Below are 19937 nucleotides of genomic sequence, written 5' to 3' on the forward strand. Positions count from 1 at the left end.
GCGGTCACCTCACGAGGACGACGACGACGGCAAGGACGGTGAAGGCCGCGACGGCCTGGGCGAGGTACTGGTGCAACTGCCCGGTCTGCGGGCGGCGGGCCAGCCGCCCCAGCGCCCGGCCCGTGGCGGCGACGCCTTCTGCCGCACCGTCCACCGCTGTTTCCATCCTCCGGTCGACCGCATCGGCGAACCGCAGCGTGCCGCGCGCGAGGTCGTCGACGCCGCGGTCGAGAACCCGGTCGTCGAAGGCGGCGAGTGCCTCGGCGAGGCGTCGCACCGGGCGTACGAGCAGGGTGTGGGCCGCTGCTTCCAGGCCCAGCCAGTCCAGCGCCCGTCGCGCGGCCCGCTGCGGTACCGGACCGCGGCGGTCCCCCCACGCCCACACCCCGGCTGACGCCGCGAGGGAGACCAGGCCACTGAGGACGAACTCCCGGACATGCGGGACCGCTTCCCCCTCGGCGCCGAGGGTGCGGGTCAGGGCTTCGCGAACCGGGGGCAGCACGAGGAGGGACAGGGTCACGGCGGCGAACGTCAGCGCGACGAGAGGGATACTCGTGGTGGTGGGGAGCGGGGCGCAGCGCCCGACCGGCGACGGTGCGGGCTGCCATGCGTACCGGAGCGCCTTGATGCTGTAGACGGCCGAGACGACGGCTGCCGCGAGACCTGCCGCGTAGAGCACGGGACCCGCTTCGAGCGCTCCGGCGAGGAGCACGTCCTTCGCGGCCCACAGGGAGAGCGGTGGTACGCCGGCCAGGGCGAGCATGGAAGCCGTGAACGCGGCGCCAGCGACGGGCTCGCGGCGGGCAGCCCCGCGCAGTTCCTGAAGGTTCTTGGTGCCGAGCCGGGTGAGCCAGAATCCGGTGACGAGGAAGGCGAGGCTCTTCGCAGCGGCGTGGGCGATCAGCTGGAGGGTGCCGCCGACCGTCGAGCCGACACCTGCCGCGAGCACCATGAATCCGATCTGTGCGCAACTCGACGCGGCGAGGAGCTGTTTGAGGTCGTTCTGTGCGACTGCGACAAGCCCGAGGGTCAGGGCGGTGACCACTCCGGTCCAGGCCACTGCGTCGTCGCCCCAGCCTGACGAGGTGAGCAGCGGTTCCATCCTGATCAGGAGGTAGGCACCGGCGACGACCATCGTGGCGGAGTGCAGCAGCGCGGAAACGGCGCTGGGGCCCTGCATCGCTTTGGACAGCCAGAAACTGAAGGGCAGTTGGGCCGATTTGCCCACGGCAGCCACGATCACTCCGGCGGCCAGCAGATGGAGCCAGGGGCCCGCCACCCCGGCGAGCCCGTCGAGTGCCAGGCCCTGCCCTCCTGCCAGGGCCGCGCCGGCGGCGAGGTAGAGACCGAGGTCGGCCGCGCGCGTGGTGAGGAATGCGGTGCCGGCCGCTGCCACGCGGACCGGATCGTCCCACCAGTAGCCGATCAGCGCCCAGGAGGTGGCACCCATGACTTCCCAGCCCATCAGCAGGGCGGGCAGAGTGGTGGCGGTGACGGTGATGAGCATCGCCCCGCCGAAGATCAGCATGAGGCCGAAGAACCGGCTCCGCGCCTGCTCGGGTCCGATGTCCGTGACGCTGAAGAGCAGCACCGCCGCGGTCACCGCCGTGACGGTCACCACCATCAGCCCGGACAGCCCGTCGACGGCCAGGCCGATGCCTGCCCCCTCCAGCAACGGAACGGTGATGGAAGGTTGTTGAAAGGCGGCGAGCACGGCCAGTCCGAGGCCGACGGCTGCGGCGGCGACCGCGATGCCCGGGGCCGGGCGGTCGGCGCGGCGACCGCCGATGGCCAGCAGCGTGCCCGCTACCAGCGGGACAGCGACCAGCGCCCACAGCAACGCGCTCATCCCTTCAACTCCGCTGCTTCGTCCGTCATGTCGACCTCGCGGGCGCGGAAGAGTGCCGTGACGATGGCGAAACCGATGGCCATCTCCACCGCCATGACGGTGACGGCGAGCACGATCAGCACCTGTCCGTCCGTCGAGGCGGGCGCCACGTAGTGCCATAGGGCCGCGGCTGCGAGGATGATCCCGCCCAGCATGAGTTCGAGCCCCATCATCAGCATGACGATGGACTGCTGGGTCAACGCCCCGAAAAGTCCGACGCTGAACAGCGCTCCCGCCACCACCAGGAACAGTTCCAACGTCATCGGCCGATCCCTCCTCGTACGGGATCATCGGCGCGTCGGGCTCGAAGGTCGTCACCCAGCCAGTCGTAGCGCCCCCGGCGGGTGGAGAGCACCACGGTGGCGACGATGGTGGTGAACAGCGCGAAGCCCAGAGTCATCATGGTGAGCATGTGCGGCCCCATCAGCGACTTCCCCAGGGCCGCAGTCGGGTCACCGTGCGCTCTGCCGACCCGCTCCGGCCAGGGAGCAAGAACGATGCCGGCGACCAGAAGCACGAAGACGCCCGCGCAGAGAGCGGCCCCGCCCCGCTTGTTGTGCAGCATGGACATCGGCATCAGACCGGCCGGGTTCATCATGAACATCACCATGAAGACGGCCATGATGGCCATCTCGATGGTCATCATCAGCACGATGACTACCCCGAGGTAGTCGAGCCCCAGCAGGATGGCCAAGCCCCCCACACACAGCAGTGTCAGCAACAGCGCGTAAGTCGCCCGGGCCATGGAATCGAACCGGAACACCATGCCCCCGGCTGCCACGGCGAGCACACCGAGCGTCCAGAAGATGACGTCGTCGAGCATCTGCGGCTTCTCCTAGCGGTCGAGTACGACGACGGCGACGAACAGCGCCTGCAGCAGCGTCAGCGGGACGAGCACCATCCAGGCGAACTCCATGTAGCGGTCCATGCGCAGCACCGGAAGAAGGCGCCGTCCCCCGATGAGCAGGACCAGCACGGCGGCCGTCTTCAGCAGGGTCCAGACCCAGGGAGGCAGCAGCGGCCCCTGACCGCCGCCGAGGAACAACGGCACGCTGAACGATGCCGTCACGACCAGCAGCAACCACCGTCCGCCCAGCAGGAGCAGCCGGTCCGCGCCGCTGTACTCCACGACCGCACCGCCCGCGGCGTCACGCCCCACCGGATGGCCGAACGGTCCCCAGAACGCCATGGCCAGGGCACTGAGCAGGTAGACGAGGAACGCGGCCGGCATCCACACCACGAACCACAGCCCCTGCTGGGCCGCCACCACGTCGCCGACCCGCAGCGACTCCGCCCCGAGCGCGGCGGTGGTCAACGCAAACATGTGCGGCAGCTCGTACGCCAGCCCCTGCGCGAGGAACCGGTAGCCGCCGATCAGCGACAGCGCCGAGTTCGGCCCCCAGCCGGCGAGCCAGATCGCCGCCCATGCGAGCGCCTCCATGGCGTTGAACCACACAATGCCGACGACCGGATCGGTCACCGCGCGAAACCCCCACGGCAGGACCGCGGCAGCGAGCACGGCGGCGACCGGCACCAGCCCGATACCGACCCGCCCGAACACGATGTCCGCCGCGTTGGTGCGGCGACGCTGTTGCCCCAGGAGCCGGAGCGCCTCGCTGAGAGGTGCCAACAGATCGCGCAGGACAGCAGCACGGCCGCGTTGGGATACGGCAGTGACGGCGGCGTCGAGCCCAGCAGCAGCGACGGCTGTCGCGACCAGCACGAAGGGCATCAGAACAACGCCCCAGAGCGGCGCCGTATCAGCCATGGGCAACTCCCACGTAGGCGAGTTCGTCGAGATCCGGATCCAGGCTCGCCACGATCAGACGGGCGCAGGCGTATTCCGCCCCCCGGAGGAGGACGGGAAGGACGTCGAGCAGAGCCTGCGAGGGAGGCGTTGTACCGCCGATCCGTCCACGAGGGCCCTCCGCCCTGTCCGTTGCCAAGGGCCCGGTGTCGTTCATACCGCCCAGCGATCGCTCGATCTCATCGAGCCACACACACAGACGCGCGTGAACATCCCCGTCCGCCGTAAGCGCCGGACCGCTGATACCCAGGTCGCGCGCCCGCGCGGCGGGCAGCTCACCGAGGCCGACCGTCAGCCGCCGGAGGACGCGCGATGCTCGGATCCGCCGCGTCAACCCCTGTACGTCTCGCGCTACTTCCCCGGGGGCGACGTCCGCCAGGACCGCATCCCGCAGGCGCCGTGACCGCGCTGCCGGGTCCGGCCACCCCGCGACGGCCAGGAAACGCCCGAGGCTGTCCAGATGCGCAGCGCAACGCCGCCGGTCAGCAGCCCCGCACGACACCGTCTCGCCGCCAGCAGCAAGCAGCCACGGCGCGCTCCAGAAAGGACACCGGTGCACGGCGCCCCCGATGTCCGACGGCCGCACCCGCGCCTCCTGGACCACGTCGCCCTGTAGCGCCACCTCGACTACCAGTCCCGCCGGCCAGTCCGGAAGCGCCGGCCCCAGGCTCAGATTCAGCCGGTCCAGCCGCAAGCCATCGCGGTCGTCCGCCCGTTCGGCCATCGGCAGACCAGCGACAACACCACCCTGATGGCCCGCGTGACCGCTGTGACCGCTGTGACCGCTGTGACCGCTGTGACCGCTGTGACTAGCCTGATCACCATGCGCACCGTGATCCGGTGTTCTTTCATCGCCCGTGTGCTCCGCATGAGCCTGACCCTCTTGGCCGACCTCGTGACCATGTCCAGTCCGGTGGAGATCACGGTCAGCCTCAGCCACAGGTCCACGGGACGCCGTGGCACCCGCAGGACCCAGGTCTGGTGCCCCCAGGACGAGAAGCTCGCTCACCTCATCCAGCGCACCAGGACTGTTCACAGCGTCGGCCACTACCGCGTACGCCCTGGGCTGCGGCACGCAGCGCCACAACTCCCCCAGCCACCCGAACTGATCGCCGCCCGGATCTCCTGCCACCACCAGGGCGGACGCACCGGCCGGCCCATCTGCCGAAGGCCAGCCCCGACTTCGCAGCTCGGCCTCCACGGCCAACCGCTCCACCGTGGCTCCGGGGAGGGTGACCAGAAACACCGGGGGGCGCCTCGCGACGATCCTGCGCAGGGCGCGGCTCAGGTCCATCGCAGTGCCCCCTCGCGCCAGGCGTAGGTGACGGCGGCGAAGAGGATTCCGAGGAAAACGAACATCTCGATGACCGCAGGAGCACCCATCTCGCTCACGACCCTGACCCAGGGGTACATGAACAGCATCTCCATGTCGAAGGCAAGGAAGATCATCGTGACCGGGTACCACCGGACGTGAAAGCGCGAGAAGGCGTGTTGGTCCGGTTCGAGGCCCCCGGCAAAGGGAGCTGAGGGCAGGGTCTCCGCCTTGGCGGCCAGCAGGGTGTTCACCCCGTAGAGACCGGCGGCCCCTGCAACGACCAGCCCGAGCAACACCAGTACCGGCTCCCAGACACTCATCTGCGCCACCATATGCAGCTTGATAGCTTTTCAACCGAAAAGACACGAATACCCAGCAACTCATGCGGGTTGATTCCACTCCCGCATCAAGGCATCCGCATGACCGCGAATGGACACCCTCATGGGATATCCCTTCGGCGCAGGAACGCCATGTCGTCCCGCACCAGCACATACCAGGTCGACGGCGTGAACAGCGGTCACCGCAAGGCGATTGCCAGTCGCACCCCGCACGGGCTCGACACCACTCACGTCGCGACCTCCACGCCGCTCTACACCGTCAACACCCCGCCAAGCCGGACGACGCACCGCTCTCCGAGACCGCCGTGGACGCCTGGGACTCCCCCGGCCACGCCTGCCTCTCGGGACTTGACACCGCGTCCCGGACACCCGAGACACTTGGTTCGAAGGTCCAGGACGCGGAGCCGATCCCCGACTTCCTTCTCTTTCATATCCACGCTGATCACCGGGCCACTGGCTGCCTGGCGGGCCTTGGCCTGAACGTCGATGTAGCGGAACTGGCCGTCCCGGCCCGGTTGCTCCCGCCCTTCGACGACTTTGGCGTCGCCCTGGAAGCTGAAGCCCTCCTCGCGCAGCACGTCAGCGACGGTATCGGCGGGTACCCGGTGGCCCTGGCGGGTCAGCTCGGCAGCCAGGGCGCGGAGACTTCGCCGTCCACCGAAGGGGTGACATCGGCGTCGCCGCGCTCACCCAGCACATCGAGCGGGTGGGGAAGGCAGTCGTCCTGCGGTCGTGGGGCAAGAAGTTGCCGGACAGGACACCGGTCCGGCTCGGAGTATGGCTCTCCAACATCAAGTGCCGACGCGACCGGCTTGCCAAGGAGCAGCTCGATGTCTTGGGCCGAGCTGGGTGTGGAGCGGGGGTGACACCGACTGTGGTCGGCCCTTCAGCCGGTCGGACACGTCACGGTGCACAGAGCGACCCCGGGCGCTGTCACCCGGGGTCTCGTGCTGTCGGCCTGTGGTCGGTCGCGGTTCAGGCGGTCGCGACGCCCGGGGCGGCCTGGGGGGCGGTCGAGGCGGTCGTAGAGGGCGCGGACCAGACGGGCCCGGTTCCGCACACAGCGCAGGGTGCCCTGGTGGAGTGCGCTGAGGCGGCGTTGGGCTTCGGCGAGGATGATCTCGGCCAGGGCGCGGGGGCCGGTGTCCTCGTCCAGGATGTCGGCACGGTGGCGGACATCGGCGGCGATGGCGCGGGCGTGGCCGGTCAGCCGCAGGGCGATCTGCTCGAAGTCGTGCGGGGCGAGGGCGGCCGGGTCGGTCCAGGACAGGACCGCGGCGCCCGAACACTCGTAGGGGGCGCGGTCCAGGGGCAATTCCGGTCCGAACAGCCCGTGCGGGGTGCGGGTTCCGACGGTGGTTTGCGAAGTCACCGGGCGTCTTCGACCGGATGATGCGGCGTCTCTCGAAGAGACGAGCCGCTTCTGAGTGCGCCGCAATGAGGTCAGAACAACCCGGTCACCCCCGCCTCTTCCAGTTCAGCTGGCCGGAGGGCCGTACGGACGTCGCGGTTGCCCGCCTTATCACGTCTCTCTCCTTGATAACGGTCATAGTGGGGATTTCCGTCATTTCACGGATGGGAGGTGACTGATTCGAAGAAATGGTGCCTCACTGGCGGTGATTGTGTGGATACTGCGTGCGTCACATCGTGGGGACGTGTACGGGCCTGGGAAGCTCCGGCTCGCGCCATCGCTCCGCTCGAAGCGCTTCTCCCGCCAGTTCGCACCAGCACCTCCAGTCATGCCGCTGATGGCCTCTCGCGCACGGGCGGCAGGAAGGAACTCGCATGTCCCTCACCTCCATACTGCGGCACTGCGGCGCCGCAGTGGCGGCCGCGGCGCTCTTACTGCTCGCCCCGGTGCCGTCGCCGGCATTGGCTGTCGACTTCGGCCTCGGCGGCAACGTCTCCCTCGGCTGGTCGGTCCCGAACGCTCCCTCAGGGCATCTGACCAACATCACCTTCCCGATGGCGATCAACCCGGCGAGCGAGCAGACCGGCCTCTACTACGCCCAGCAGTTCGGCGTCGCCAACGGCCGGACCGGGTAATGGGCCTGCAGCCCCAGCCGACCAGCGGCAACACCCAGCAGTTCCGTGCCATCTTCTCGGTGTTCGCCTCCGGCGGCGCCGGCACCCCCGGAGACACCTCCAGCAACGACCCCAACTGCCGACCGGGCGCCGACGGCGACGCCGGCCAGTCGTGTTCCGTCCTCTTCAACGCCGTATACGGCCACACCTACAACCTCACGGTGAAGCGGACCGCGAGCACGTCCACCACCAACACCTGGACCGGCGACGTGTACGACCCCGCCAACCCCCAGCAGCTCGTGGCCCACATCGGCAGCTGGACGGTGCCGAGCGGTCTCCTCACCTCCTCGGGCAACGGGTTCGTCGAGTACGTCTACTACAACGCCGCCGGCACCTGTGCTCAGAACACGGTGTCCGACGCCTACTTCGGCGGCCCCAGCAGCACGGACGCGGGCGGCCTGTCCGGCGTGGTCAACAACGTCTACGAGTACGGCAGCTGCGCGGGGCAGTCCAATTTCGCCAGCACGCCCTCGGGGCCGGGCCAGCACGTTGTGCGCGGCTTCACCAGTACCAGCCCCGTCAAGGGCTCGGCCTCCGGTCTCTGCCTGAACTCCCCCAGCCAGGAACCCTGGGGCGCGCAGACGAACATCGTGGCCTGTGACGGCACCGGAAAGCAGACCTGGACGTTCCTGCCCAATTCCCCCAGCGTGTCCACCTCCCCGGTGCCCACCACCCCCCTCAGCCCCCAGGGCGTGATCCAGGGCTTCCTGCGCTTGGGAGCGACGGACCCCCTCGGCTACGCGGTGTGCCTGGACAACAACGGCGAGAGCACTCCGGGCGGCAAGGTGACCGTCTGGGGATGCGGCTCCCACAACACCAACCAGCAGTGGCGGCTCTACGCCGACGGCACCCTCCGAGCCGCGGACTCGGGCCTGTGCATCGATGTCGCGGGCGGCGCGACCGGCAGCGGCAGCCTGCTCCTCCAGCAGACCTGCAACGGCGGCAACAGCCAGAAGTGGGTCCGGCAGGCCAACCCCTGATCCCGGATGATCCCGGAGTGGCCGAAGCCTGACGGACGGTGTCTGGACGCCCGAACCGTGCGCGTACGCAGGGCGGTGCCCCTGCCCTGATGAGGGCGGGGGCGCCGTGGTGTGCTGGGCCCGTTCCAGGTTCGGATCACCGGTTTCGGGATGTGTCAGTGCCGGGCGGCCTGGACCTGGTAGTTGTCGAGGGTGGCGCGTGGTGATCTCTCGGATGCCGAGTGGCCGTTGGTCGAGCCGTTCTTGCCGGTGGGCGAGCGCGGCCCGGTCCCTGACCTGCGGCGGCAGTTCAACACCATGATGTGGCGGTTCAGGGCCGGGTGCCCCTGGCGGGACGTGCCGAAGGAGTACGGCTCTGGTCGACCTTCTACCGCAGGTGGGTCACCGATCGGACCATGCCGTGGCTGGCCGACCACCGCAGACTCCACCCACCGCTACGAACAACCCTCCAACTACCTGGCCCCTCGCGGGCTGGCAGCCGCGCTGTGCTGCCACAAATGCCTCCGCCAACTCACGATGCAGCACACGGTCCTAGCCGCGCACCCCCCGCCGGAGCATCATCATCACCCCCCGCCGAATACCCGGTCCCGGGGTCCGACGCGGACGTACGGAGCACGCGGTCACACGTACGTGTGCGAGAACTGCCCGGTCACTGGATGGGAACGGGTTGGTCGCCGGGCACTGCACCCGCACCCATAGCGGAATCAGTGGTACATGCGTTCAGGACAATCGAGCTTCGCGTGGTGGACAGAAATGTTGATCGCGTGCTTTCTTTCGACTGATCTGGCGGCCCACCCGCTCCAGCGGGCGCCCCGCGTATGAGGTCACGGTGTCCGGACGCACCGGGACGGGGGACGGCCGACCGCGCGGGGGCGGACGGCGAAGCGTCTGCGGATCTGGGGGGAAACATGGCGAGGGCAGGTCGCCCACAGGGCACCGCGAAAGGCGAGACGGAGGCGGCCAACGATCTCGCGCGCTTTCTGCGCGAGGCCACCGCACACCTGACGGTCCGGGAGATGGCGAAGCGCTATGGAGGCGGCAAGACCGTCTGGAGCCAGTACCGCTCCGGCGAGCGCATCGTTCCGCTCAGCCGGCTCACCACCGTCGTCAACGACCGGGTACGCGACCCACGCGGGCGCGCGGTGATGCTCAGCCGGGCACACCGGCTGCACGACGCCGCGCTGACGGCGGAGGCGAGGAAGGAGCCCGCCCCCAGCCCGGAGGAGACTCTGTGGCGGGCGGAGACGGACCTGGAAGAGGCGGGCCGTCTCGTCCGCGGTCTGCTGGCGATCATCACCATGCTCCAGGAGCGGACCGGGCCGCCGCGCGGCCCGGCCGGCGAACCGGCGGCTCGACCGGACTCCGCACCGGGGTCCGACCGGCTGGACACTCATCTGGACGAGGCGTTCGAGCAGTTGGGGGCGGTCAGGATCGTCCAGCGGGCGGCGCGCAGGCTCCACGAGGAAGCGCGGGCACGGTCGGTGGTCGCCCTGCCCCCGGCCGGCGAGGACCCGCGGGAGGCGACGGCCGGCGCGGAACTGTCACTCGCGCAGGTCCGGATGGGCAGCACTCTGGAGGACCGACGGGAGGATGTCCAGCGACTGTGGCGGGAGATCAGAAGGTACGAAGAGAGCCAGGCCGGACCGGCCGCACTGGAGGGATTTGTTCTCCAGCGCGTCGACACGTCGGCCGAAGCCCCGGTAGTACCGGCCGTGTCCCCCGCCACGGAGACCCGTACCTCCCTTGCGGAGACCGGCTCGTCCGCCGCCGGTGGCCACGGTGCGCCCGTCGTCATGGCCGATGCCCGGGTAGGACGGTCGGTGACGCCACCGACCCGCCGTGACCTCGTGTACCGACGGGGCCGGACCGGCCCGAGCTCGCTGGTGATCCTGCTCGTGGCCGCCATCCTCGGCGTCAGTGCGGTCGCCGCGGCAGCAGTGGTCGCCATCGGCCGCCAGCGTGCCGACCCAGCGGCCGTGAACACCTGGCCGGGCGTCCAGGCGGAGGCCCCCGCTGCCACCCCCGCCCCCTCCACCGGCACACCCCCTGTACTCGACCGAACACCGTCGGCCCGCGCCGAAAGCCCCGCCCCGCCGGGCGCGATGGTCACGCCCCCCGCGCCCGCCCCGGCCACGCCGGGCGCCGCTGCTTCGCGGGCCACCCCGCCCGTGACGGCCATCTCCCCCGCTGCCCCCCGGACGCCCACCTCCGGTCCGCCGCCGCTCCCCAACGGTCTGCTCCGGCTGACCAACGCGGCCAGCCGAATGTGCCTCACCGTCCCGAACGGGAGCGTGAACAGCGCCGAAGGGCTCGTGCAGACCGGCTGCGCGGTGAGCGCCGAACACTTCTGGCAGCTCAGCGCCGAGGAGACCGGGCTCACCGGTGCCGTGTACTCGATCCGCAACCGCAACAGCGGTCTGTGTCTGTCCGTCGACGCGGCACGGACTACGAACAACGCCATCATCACCCAGTACACCTGCGGGGACGAGAGCGGTCTGTTCCCCGACCAGTTCTGGACCTTCCGCTACAAAGCCGCCTACCGGGCTTGGCAGCTGGTCAATCGCCACAGCGGCAAGTGCGTCTCGGTCCGTACCGGGGGCGGCGACATGGAGCAGGCCCTGCAGGAGGAGTGCAGCGACAACGCCTGGCTGCTCTGGCGTACCTGACCCGGCCCGCCAGGATCTGTGGTCATGGCTGCGACCGGAACATGACCGCGATCGTGGCGGCCCGCCACCCCGGTTCGGCCGGTTCAGTCGAGGACCGGGGCGAGACGGGCGCGGCCGGGGCGGGGTCCGGGCGGGCAGAGGCGCTGGAGGCGGATCGCAGCGAGGTGAGTACGGCGACCGCCGCGCCCGGAGTCATCTTCAACCTCATGAGATCTCCCTGATGTCCGAGTTCCGTACGAGGGACCGTTCGCACACGGTGCCCCCGCCGACCGTCGGCATCGAGCCGTGCGGGTTGTCCACCGGACAACGCGTATTGTCCGCGGGTGAACTGGGCTTTGGCTCTCCTGCCTTGACGGACATTCGGCGCCGCCTGAGTTTTGGGGCGAAAGCAGCGACGCCGCGAGGCCCGAAGAGAAGGACAACACGTCATGCGCTCATCCCTTGCCGCCCTGGGCACCACCCTGCTCCTGGCGGCTTCACTGGCCACTGGTACAGCTTCGGCTTCGCAGGCGGCCGACGTGCCCGCACCTGCGACGCGGGAAGTGGTCAAGGTAACCAAGCTGACCCCGGAACAAATTCGGAAGGTGAACGCGGCGGGCACACAGCGGAGCGGGGCGCTGGCCGAGGGCCGCGCCGTGTGCTACCAGGCCCATGTACGGAACAAGGGATGGTCGGCCGAGCTCTGCACTGACGGCAATTCGGGCTTCACCGGGACCGTGGGCGAGAACAAACCGATCGACAGGATCAAGTTCTACGTCGGGACGGTCGGCGCTATGAACTTCAACGTGCAGGCGCACTGGGCGGAGACCGGCACCGGCTCCGAGCACTACATAGCACCCGGCAGTAGTTTCGAGTTCGTGCACGCGGGCGGCCAGCCGATCCAGGCCCTGCGCCTGCGGAGCACCAACGAGTCCATGAAGGCCGCCGCCCACGTGCAGGACGTGGGCTGGAAAGGCACGGACCAGTGGTCGTACGACCAGTGGATCGGAAGCATCGGCGAGAACCGCTGGATGGAAGCGTTCTGGCTAGCCATCTGATGGAGAGCCGGTCGGGTGCCCCGAGCCATTCGGCTCGGGGCACCCGACTGCGGCCGGCGCGGCGCACCCCGCGACCGGGCGGCGTCTCCGCCGGTACGAGCCAGTCTTCTGCACAGGTGGTCGACCATGTACGGCCCACTGGCTTTGTTCGCGACTCGCGGTTCCGGCTCAACTTCTGTGCTCAGCTGCCCGGCCCCGGCGGCCGTCCGGCGACCGCCGGGGTCTGTCCGCGCGCACCCGGTGCCGTGCGTCGGCCGGAGGCCGGCCGAGGACGACGAGCTTTCCCCGGCCGGTCGGCCGCGGTCATCGCGGCCGGGCCACTCGGTGAGGGTGAGGCCGCAGGGCTCAGCAGGCGCCGAGGTCCTGCCATACGCCCCACTCGCCGGTGGTGCCGGGCTCCTCGCCCGTCGTCCACCACTTCGCCCTCCAGTTGTGGCCCTTGTGCGACACCTGTTGCGAACCGGTGTAGACCGTGCCCGAGGACCAGGGGGCCGCCGTGCACTGGTTGCCGTTGCCGCCGGTGACGGTCAGGCTGTACGTCGCTGAGTGCGCGGCTGCGGGACTCGCGCCGTCCACCACGATCTGGTAGGTGCCATTGACGGCCGCCGAAGTGGTCGTGAGCGTGAGCGTCGAGGTCCCTCCCGCCGTCACCGAGGTGGGGCTGAGAGAGGCGGTGACTCCGGCGGGCGCACCGCTGACCGTGAGGTTCACGGTCCGGGCGGTACCTGAGGTCACCGCGGTCCGCACCGTGGTGCTCGCGGAGCCACCGGCGGTTACCGTCGCGGCGGAAGGAGTGGCCGCCAGGGAGAAGTCGTCGCTCGGCGCGGTGCTGCCGCTGGTGAAGGGCGCGAAGATGCGGGAGAAGTCCCAGGTGTTCTGTTCGATGCCGGAGCAGTTGTCGGCGGCCCCGCCGCCGGGGCAGCCGCCGTTGTCGCGCTGGAGGGCCCAGAAGGAGATCATGTTGATCCCCTTGGAGACCGCCCAGTCGTAGACCTGCCGGGCGTTGGCGAGGGTGAAGGTCTCGGCCGGCCCGAAGTCGTCGACACCGGGCATCTCGGTGACGCCGATCATGCCCCACAGCTGGGCCGGGGTCCTGCCCGGGTAGAGCTTGGCGAGTTGGTCGTACAGCCCCTGGGCGGCTGTCTTGGTGTCCTGCGCCATGTCGTGGGCGGCGTTGTCGTAGTAGTCGAACGTCATCAGGTTGACGACATCCACGCGGGCGCCGTTGGCCACGGCGTTCTTGAGCACGGCGAGACCGCTGGGAGCCAGGCCCCGGGTCGTGGTCGGCAGGGTGTACGAGATCTCCAGCGTGCGTCCGGCCGCGGTGGCCCAGTCCTGGACCTTCTTGATCGCCTTGTTGCGCCGGTCGATTCCGGCGGTGTTGTCCAGCGCGTCGACCTCGATATCCATGTCGAGGCGGGGGATGTCATAGGTCGTGACGACCTTCTGGTAAACAGCGGCGATCTGGTCGACGTCCGAACAGCTGTCGGCGATCTCGGTTCCTGTGGTGTCCGCCGTGTAGCCGCCGAAGGACGGGATGACGTCCCCGCCACGCCCCTGGATCGTCCTGATGTCGGTGCCGAAGGACGCCGAGGAGACCGGCAGCGATGTGTCGCCGTTCCAGTAGGCGGTGCAGGAGCCCGCCGTCGCGGTCTGGAGGAAGGCCATCGTCAGATGCTTCGCACCGGACTGGGCGCTGAGAGCGGCGGGGCTCTCGCCGGTCCACGACTCGAAGTAGGGGGCGAAGACATGGGCGGGCAGCGGAGTCGCGGCCTGGGCAGGGGCACCCGAGACCGCGGTCAGGGACAGGGCTGCAACGGCGGTGGCCGCCGCCGTGAGGGCGGCGCGAAGGGAACGCATACGTCTCATGGCCATCCAAGAGGTGAGGAGGCGTCAACTGATGTATGACGCACAGGTGTTGCCCTACGGAATAGCCCCCGGGTCATCAGCATGTCAATGGTCTGAACCAAATGAGGACTAGACCAATTCGAGGGATGGCGCCCCGCCGCGCGTCGCACTGGTTCCGCAGGGAGGCTGGTCAGGTGGGTGTGCCGTGCCGGGGAGTCCCCAGGGTGGGCGGTCATACCACTCGGTGCTGGTGCCGAAGCGGGGTGCGGGCCCGGTCGTGCGCCCGGTCCGCAAGGTCCCGGGCGCGCGGGCGGGGGGTCCGTGGGCCCGGTTGGTTCGCGTGGGGGCCTGCCGCTTGCCCGCCGCAGTCGCCCGGGGAGCGTCGCGGGATCGAGCACCACCATGGTGTTGCCCACGTGGAGCAGCGGGAGGCGCAGGTCGGGCTGGCTGCCCATCCTGCGGAACACCCCGCCCGGCCGCAGTACCCGGCACGCCTCGGCGAACAGGGCGTCCTGGAGTGTGGGCGTCCATGCCCACGGAGCAGAAGGTCGCCCGGCTCCGGAAGAGTAGGGCGGGCGGTCTCGAACGTGGATGCGACGGCCGGGGGGTGTTCACCATCGGGGTCGTCCGGGGGTCGCCCTCGGGCTCGTTGCGCACCGTCCACCCGGTCCCAGGAGACGCACGTGTGCACGTATCTCAAAGGCACCTTGTGGCGTTGGGTGGCGGACTCGGCGTCACGCAGACGTCGCCCGCGGGCGAGGGCGGGGACTTCGGATGAGCACAGTACAGGCTCTGTTCCGTGAGTACATAGGCATCCCGCCGCAGACTCTGTCCAGGGTCATCCGCTTCCAGTACGCTCTCAGGATTCCGTCTCAGGGCTACCGATCCTTGGCAGAGCTCGCAGCCATCAACGGCTACCACGATCAGGCGCACACGAACCGGGACTTCCGCGCGCCGGCCGGTCGCACTCCTGGACAACTGCGTCCCTTTGCCGATCGGGCGACGTTGGCTGGGGGCACCGGCCACGACCGCCGCTTCACCGACTTCTTCGTCGGCCACACCCATCTCCCTCGTGGATACGCGTCGCCCGGTACACCACTTCCAAGGTGCGGGCCTGCCGGGTACTTGAAATCGGCAGGATAGTGCTTCATCCCCACAGGGACTCCGTTCTCCTGGACCATCCACGTCCAAGTCTCTCCGGTGTCCAAAATCCGGGGTCAAGACCCAAGGCCGGGTAGTTAGCGTTTTCGCTGGTCACGCAAGCTCGTTGAGGGATTCTCGGCGTGGAGCAACGGAGCTCGTTGGTACAGGCAGTCGTCCAAGGCAGCTTGTTCCCGAGGAGGTCCGTTGCCGTTTCATCATGTCCTTTCGGCCCCGGTGGTGGCCATCACCCGTAGGGTCACCGTGGCGGCGGGCCGGTTCGCGCCGGGGCATCTGGGCGAGCTGACAGCCGTCGTGCCGTTTGAGCTGGTTGACGCGGTTCTGGAGGAGACGCGGTCGATACAGCGGCGACTGCGTGATCTCCCGTCGCGGGTCGATGCCCACCCCTGGTCGCCGCCGTGCACGGCGATCGGGCGCAGCCGTTGCGCATGCCCCGCCTACGCGCTGTCAGTGGCAGCACTTACCTTCTCCTTATGCAGAACTCCAAGATTGTTGTCGTCCTGGTCGCGGCTGGTCTACTCGCCACAGGTTGCGGCTCTTCCGATGCCGAGGACGGCGCCGGTGGCGCTGCCCAGAAGGCTCTGCCGGTCGCCATCGACGGCCCCCAGAAGGACGTAGTCCCCCACCGCGAAACGGGCGAGAAGCTCAAGATCACCCCGCTCCCCGCGATGAATGCGCCCTTCGTTGAGAAGGTGGAACACAACCTGCGCCAGGCAGTGCTCCGCTCTGCCCGGGTACCCGGTGAGACCAGTGCCAAGTGCCCCGACGGTGTGGACGAGAAGGCCGGCGCGGTCAGCCAGTGCGTCGCCACGTACGAGGGGGCCGAGATTCCTTACGAGGTGAAGATCAGCGATTCGGCCAAGAAGGGCAGCTCACTCATTTTCTTCGACACAACACCCAAGAAGGGCCTGTTGGTGGCGAAGGCCGTCTACGACTCGCTGAACGAGAGCTACGGTTCCGAGTCCGGTCGCACCGACGCCAGCAAGCTGGCGTGCGAGGAGATGCCCGCCGCGAAGGCGGTCCCCCTGGGCAAGGACACGGGCTTCACTTGTCAGTACTGGACCAAGTTCGCCAACCAGGGCGAGCCGGGTTACGCGACCCTGCGGCTCAAGATGGGCGCCCAGGGGTACGGGCTGGGCTTCGAGCCCGTCGAGTAAACCCAACTGAGACCGCTCTATCTCGACGTTGCAGGTCACCGGATTCGGCACCAGGGTTGTCGACGCCTCTCGTGACCAGGAGGACTTGGGCCATCTGGCCTCGGTCACGACTGTGTGGGGACGCCCCGACCTACCGCCATGTGCGGCCGGTCCCAGTCAGCCACTTGGGGACCGGCCGCACGCAGGCGAGCAGGGGTTTCCGGGCCCTGACTCAAGCCCGGGTAGCCAACGTTTTCGCAGGTCACACAAGCCCGTTGAAGAATATTACGTGGAGCAACGAAGCTCGTTGGTACAGGCAGTCGTCCAAGACAGCTTGTATCCGAGGAGCTCCGTTGCCGTTTCATCATGTCCTGTCGGCCCCGGTGGTGGCCATCACCCGCACGGTCACGGTGGCCGCGGGCCGGTTCGCGCCCGGTCATCTGGGGGAACTGACGGCCGTTGTGCCGTTCGAGCTGGTCGACGCGGTCTTGTTGGAGACGCGGTCGGTGCAGCGGCGGCTGCGGGATCTCCCGTCGCGGGTGGGGGTCTACTTCCTGCTCGCGATGTGCCTGTTCCCCCGAGGTCGGCTACCGGCTGGTCTGGGACAAGCTGACCGCTGGCCTGGCCGGGATGCCGTTGGTCTGTTCGACGCCGAAGGCTCTGCGTGATCTGCGCCGCCGGCTGGGATACGCGCCGGTCAGGGCGCTGTTCGAGGTACTCGCCGGGCCACTGGCCCAGCCGATGACGCCGGGGGTGCGGTTCGGTCCGTTTCGGACGGTGTCGTTCGACGGCTGCAGTTCGCAGAAGGTCGCCGACTCCGAGCGGAACAGGGTCTGGCTGGGGCGGACGTCTCATCACGGCTCTCCGACAATGGAGTTGATGACGCTGGTCGAGACGGGGACCAGGGCGCCTATCGGCGCGGTGTTCGGACCGCCCGCCGGCTGCGAGACCGGTTACGCCTCCCGGCTGTTGCATCTGCTGCGGCCGGACATGCTGGTCCTATGGGACAAGGGTTTCGACGGCAATGGCTTCCTCGCCGCCGTGAGGGCGACCGGCGCCCAGGTACTGGGCCGGCTCCGCGCCAACCGTCGTGCCCCGGTCCTGGCACGTCTGGCCGACGGTACGTACCTGTCGGTGATCGGCACCGAGAAAGTAGTGTCATCGACGCGAACATCACGGTGACCTGCGCGGACGGCACCGTCTTCACCGGTTCCTACCGCCTGGTCACCACCCTGACCGACGCCCGGCGTTACCCGGCGGCCACGCTGGCGGGCCTCTACCACCAGCGGTGGGAACACGAATCGGCGTACTACGCGCTCCGCCACAACATCATGGACGGGCGCGTCCTGCGCTCGGGCGACCCGGCCGGTGCCGAGCAGGAAATGTGGGCTCTGCTCACGCTCTACCAGGCCCTGCGGATTGTGATGGTCGAGGCCGCCGAGTCCCAGCCCGGCACCGACCCGGACCGCTGTTGCTTCACCGTCGCCGTCCAGACCGCCCGTGATCAAGTCGTCCAGGCCGCCGGCGTCCTCCCCACCGACCCCGCGGCCGTCCATTGCGCCGGACTGATCGGGGACCGGATCCTGACCTATCTCCTCCCACCCCGGCGGCAGCGGGTCAGCACCCGCAAGGTCAAGTCACCGATGTCCCGCTACAGCACCCGCCACGACGACGGCAGGCCCGATACCAGCCGCACCATCACCGGTCTCGACATCAGCGTCCTCGAGCCCTGCGAAGCGCACCCCCCAGCTCCCCGCCGTCTCCCGCGACGACCGGCACACCGCCCCCGCCGATCGCCGCCGCCACCGGATCCTGGCTCTGCTCGAAGAAGACCCCACCCGCCTCTGGCGCCCCCGCGACATCGCCTCCCACTTCGGCGACATCACCATGGAAACCATGTATCGACAGCTCTCCAGATGGGCCGAGACCGGCCTCATCCACGAGCTCGGCCCCGGGCTCTACGCCGCCACGACTTGGTCACCAACACCCCTTGCATGACCTGCGAAAGCGTTAACTACCCGGACTTGGGTCAAGACCTCATGCCTTGGGCGTGTACGGAGTGCACCGAGTCGCGGGCGTCGTCGGCGGTGACGGATGCGGTCACGCGCCCGGCCCGCGCTTCACCAAGGCCGTCGATGCCCCGGCCTCGGTCGGCCTTGGTCCAACGGGCTTCACGTCCAGCCGGCCGTACGGTCTTCGACAGCGGCCAGGGAGAAGTGGGCGCGGCCACCTGCCGGACCGAAATCCGGCTGGTCGACGAGGTCTGGGAGCCCATCGAGTCGTCCTGGGCCCCCTTCGAGGGGCGGTTCCAGGACTGGGCCGAGGAAGGGGGCGAAGGATTCGCGCACTGCCCGTCCTGCGCCCTGCCGTCCGGGATCGACCGGCGGAGCCGGGAGGACGACTACTACGCGTGCGGGCACCTCGGGTTCACGTTCTGGGGCTGGGCGGAACTCACGTCCGATTCCACCCGTGAGGTCGGCGTCAGGCTGAGCGGTCACCGCACCGTGCTTCTCGCCGGAGGGCTGTGGAGCGGGGGGCCGGACGCCGGCCGGGCATTCCGTCAAGGACGAGATGCCCGGCGCGCGGACGCGGGAACGGGTGGTCAGCTGGTCCAGAGGACCGGGCTGTCGCGGTACGCGTCACCCTCCTCGAACGAGGCAGCGGCGATGGGATCGGTCTTCGTGGCGCTGAGCGAGCAGGTCTCGTACGACGCGCCCTTGGTGGTGAAGTCGCGGGGTGCCGATTCGCTGTCGCACTTGCCCGGGAGGTCGCCGATCAGAACTACGCCCGTGGGACCGCTGCCCTCCAGCTTTCCGCGCAGTTTCAGTGACGCGTACGACAGGTCGGTGCCACCGACGTTCTCCACCTTCATCCGGATGTAGTAGGGCGTCATTCCCTTCGCCTTGTCGCCGAAGGCGGCCATGTCGGCCTCGGCCCCCTTCTCGATCGCCGTGACGGTCACGGCGATGGTGCCCTTCTTTTCGGTCCCGTACGTGAACGGCAGGACCGCTCGGTCACCGATCTTGACCTTCGTGCCCGGTGCGGCGACATCACCGGCCGGAGCGGCAGCGTCGTCGCCGGTGCCCGCGGACGGGCTCTTGCTGCTCGGGTCGGACGACGCCGGGGCGGAGGCCGAAGGCGATTCCTTTGTCGTAGCCGAGTCCTCGCCGTCGGTGCAGGCCGTGAGCCCGAGCCCCAGGGTGGTGAGGGCAACCGTGAAGACGATGCGTCCCTTGTGTGTCATTTTGTCCTAACTGGCAGTGAGGGCTGTCCATGCGACAGCCGGAACGTTCGACGGAGCGTCAGCGAGGCGCGTTGAGACGCCCGTATCAGGCTGCGGCGGGAATGACACAGGCTCGCCACAGGCACGGCACAGGTGTGCGACGGGTACGGCACGGCTCGGAGGTGTGGCTCCTTCAGCCGTTTCACTCCGGCGGACGGGCCTCGCGACGGAGCGCCGGCCGGGTGTGGTCTTACCGCCATCGCCCGTCGGCGAGAAGGAGCGCCCCGGCGTCAGCCGGACCGCCCCGGGCGCCCGGCTCGGTCCAGCGGGCCGTGACCGCGTTGCGGCCCGGTTCGTCGGTGGCGTTCGCCCCGGAGGCGAAGTGCGGCGAACCACCGGGGCCGGAGTCCGGCCGGCAGGCCCGGTCGGGGCGTTGTCACGTTGGTGCGGTGT

20 protein-coding genes and 2 pseudogenes are annotated in these 19937 nt (G+C 69.2%); 10 read left to right on the forward strand and 12 right to left on the reverse strand.

What is annotated here, in order from left to right; all coding sequences use genetic code 11:
• Positions 1 to 4: 4 nt before the first annotated feature.
• From OG251_RS00730 to OG251_RS00765, 8 genes and pseudogenes are all read right to left on the reverse strand, one after another.
• Positions 5 to 1849, reverse strand: coding sequence for an NADH-quinone oxidoreductase subunit 5 family protein (locus OG251_RS00730; RefSeq protein WP_326674976.1), 1845 nt, complete (start codon positions 1847 to 1849; stop codon positions 5 to 7).
• Positions 1846 to 2151 (reverse strand): NADH-quinone oxidoreductase subunit NuoK, encoded by a 306-nt coding sequence (nuoK, locus tag OG251_RS00735; RefSeq protein WP_326674977.1) that lies wholly within the window; start codon positions 2149 to 2151, stop codon positions 1846 to 1848. The genes OG251_RS00730 and nuoK overlap by 4 nt, the downstream gene beginning before the upstream one ends.
• Entirely contained in the window at positions 2148 to 2711 is a 564-nt protein-coding gene (locus OG251_RS00740) for an NADH-quinone oxidoreductase subunit J (RefSeq protein ID WP_326674978.1), read from the reverse strand. The genes nuoK and OG251_RS00740 overlap by 4 nt, the downstream gene beginning before the upstream one ends.
• Positions 2712 to 2723: 12 nt before the next feature.
• Positions 2724 to 3656, reverse strand: coding sequence for an NADH-quinone oxidoreductase subunit H (locus tag OG251_RS00745; protein WP_326674979.1), 933 nt, complete (start codon positions 3654 to 3656; stop codon positions 2724 to 2726).
• Complete coding sequence (locus tag OG251_RS00750; protein WP_326674980.1) at positions 3649 to 4419, reverse strand: hypothetical protein; 771 nt, start codon at positions 4417 to 4419, stop codon at positions 3649 to 3651. The genes OG251_RS00745 and OG251_RS00750 overlap by 8 nt, the downstream gene beginning before the upstream one ends.
• A gap of 560 nt (positions 4420 to 4979) precedes the next feature.
• Positions 4980 to 5330 carry an NADH-quinone oxidoreductase subunit A gene (locus tag OG251_RS00755; protein ID WP_326674981.1) on the reverse strand — a complete coding sequence of 117 codons (351 nt, stop codon included), beginning with the start codon at positions 5328 to 5330 and terminating at the stop codon, positions 4980 to 4982.
• A 431-nt stretch (positions 5331 to 5761) separates the two neighbouring features.
• Positions 5762 to 6023, reverse strand: a pseudogene (locus OG251_RS00760) (ISAzo13-like element transposase-related protein); the annotation flags it as partial.
• A 211-nt stretch (positions 6024 to 6234) separates the two neighbouring features.
• The gene (locus tag OG251_RS00765) at positions 6235 to 6720 is read right to left on the reverse strand and encodes a DUF6415 family natural product biosynthesis protein (RefSeq protein WP_326674983.1); all 486 of its coding nucleotides are present in this window, start codon (positions 6718 to 6720) and stop codon (positions 6235 to 6237) included.
• 413 nt (positions 6721 to 7133) lie between these two features.
• Here OG251_RS00765 and OG251_RS00770 point away from each other — a divergent pair, with 413 nt between their 5' ends.
• Both OG251_RS00770 and OG251_RS00775 read left to right on the forward strand, forming a co-directional pair.
• A complete protein-coding gene (locus tag OG251_RS00770) occupies positions 7134 to 7394 on the forward strand; it encodes a hypothetical protein (protein ID WP_326674984.1) in 261 nt (86 codons plus the stop codon).
• Positions 7394 to 8413, forward strand: coding sequence for an RICIN domain-containing protein (locus OG251_RS00775; RefSeq protein ID WP_326674985.1), 1020 nt, complete (start codon positions 7394 to 7396; stop codon positions 8411 to 8413). The genes OG251_RS00770 and OG251_RS00775 overlap by 1 nt, the downstream gene beginning before the upstream one ends.
• A gap of 155 nt (positions 8414 to 8568) precedes the next feature.
• Here the strand turns inward: OG251_RS00775 and OG251_RS00780 are convergent, their stop codons facing one another.
• A complete protein-coding gene (locus tag OG251_RS00780) occupies positions 8569 to 8712 on the reverse strand; it encodes a hypothetical protein (protein WP_326674986.1) in 144 nt (47 codons plus the stop codon).
• Between OG251_RS00780 and OG251_RS44885 the strand changes: the two genes are divergently transcribed.
• Both OG251_RS44885 and OG251_RS00785 read left to right on the forward strand, forming a co-directional pair.
• Positions 8663 to 9112, forward strand: coding sequence for a transposase (locus OG251_RS44885; RefSeq protein ID WP_442818406.1), 450 nt, complete (start codon positions 8663 to 8665; stop codon positions 9110 to 9112). The two genes, OG251_RS00780 and OG251_RS44885, sit on opposite strands and share 50 nt — an antisense overlap.
• A 209-nt stretch (positions 9113 to 9321) precedes the next feature.
• Positions 9322 to 11079, forward strand: coding sequence for an RICIN domain-containing protein (locus OG251_RS00785; RefSeq protein WP_326674987.1), 1758 nt, complete (start codon positions 9322 to 9324; stop codon positions 11077 to 11079).
• A 22-nt stretch (positions 11080 to 11101) separates the two neighbouring features.
• Here OG251_RS00785 and OG251_RS00790 read toward each other — a convergent pair whose 3' ends face one another.
• Positions 11102 to 11287 (reverse strand): hypothetical protein, encoded by a 186-nt coding sequence (locus OG251_RS00790; RefSeq protein ID WP_326674988.1) that lies wholly within the window; start codon positions 11285 to 11287, stop codon positions 11102 to 11104.
• Between the two features lie 220 nt (positions 11288 to 11507).
• On the opposite strand from OG251_RS00790, the gene OG251_RS00795 reads away from it, so the two are divergent.
• Positions 11508 to 12116: a hypothetical protein gene (locus tag OG251_RS00795; RefSeq protein ID WP_326674989.1), complete on the forward strand. Its 609-nt coding sequence runs from the start codon at positions 11508 to 11510 to the stop codon at positions 12114 to 12116.
• Positions 12117 to 12461: 345 nt separating this feature from the next.
• On the opposite strand, the gene OG251_RS00800 is transcribed toward OG251_RS00795, so the two are convergent.
• On the reverse strand, positions 12462 to 13985 hold the full coding sequence (locus OG251_RS00800; RefSeq protein ID WP_326674991.1) for a chitinase: 1524 nt from the start codon (positions 13983 to 13985) through the stop codon (positions 12462 to 12464).
• Between the two features lie 753 nt (positions 13986 to 14738).
• Between OG251_RS00800 and OG251_RS00805 the strand changes: the two genes are divergently transcribed.
• The 5 genes and pseudogenes from OG251_RS00805 (at position 14739) to OG251_RS00825 (ending at position 17443) form a co-directional block, all read left to right on the forward strand.
• On the forward strand, positions 14739 to 15107 hold the full coding sequence (locus tag OG251_RS00805; protein WP_326674993.1) for a helix-turn-helix domain-containing protein: 369 nt from the start codon (positions 14739 to 14741) through the stop codon (positions 15105 to 15107).
• A 234-nt stretch (positions 15108 to 15341) separates the two neighbouring features.
• A pseudogene (locus OG251_RS00810) lies at positions 15342 to 15509 on the forward strand (transposase domain-containing protein); the annotation flags it as partial.
• 89 nt (positions 15510 to 15598) lie between these two features.
• Positions 15599 to 16282, forward strand: a complete 684-nt coding sequence (locus OG251_RS00815; RefSeq protein WP_326674994.1) for a hypothetical protein — start codon at positions 15599 to 15601, stop codon at positions 16280 to 16282.
• A gap of 332 nt (positions 16283 to 16614) precedes the next feature.
• On the forward strand, positions 16615 to 16929 hold the full coding sequence (locus OG251_RS00820; RefSeq protein WP_326674996.1) for a transposase domain-containing protein: 315 nt from the start codon (positions 16615 to 16617) through the stop codon (positions 16927 to 16929).
• Complete coding sequence (locus tag OG251_RS00825; protein ID WP_326674997.1) at positions 16892 to 17443, forward strand: transposase; 552 nt, start codon at positions 16892 to 16894, stop codon at positions 17441 to 17443. Before OG251_RS00820 ends, OG251_RS00825 begins: the two co-directional genes overlap by 38 nt.
• A gap of 1420 nt (positions 17444 to 18863) precedes the next feature.
• Here OG251_RS00825 and OG251_RS00830 read toward each other — a convergent pair.
• Entirely contained in the window at positions 18864 to 19505 is a 642-nt protein-coding gene (locus OG251_RS00830) for a hypothetical protein (protein WP_326674999.1), read from the reverse strand.
• Between the last annotated feature and the right edge of the window lie 432 nt (positions 19506 to 19937).

The organism is Streptomyces sp. NBC_01237 (assembly GCF_035917275.1).
Lineage (GTDB): Bacteria > Actinomycetota > Actinomycetes > Streptomycetales > Streptomycetaceae > Streptomyces.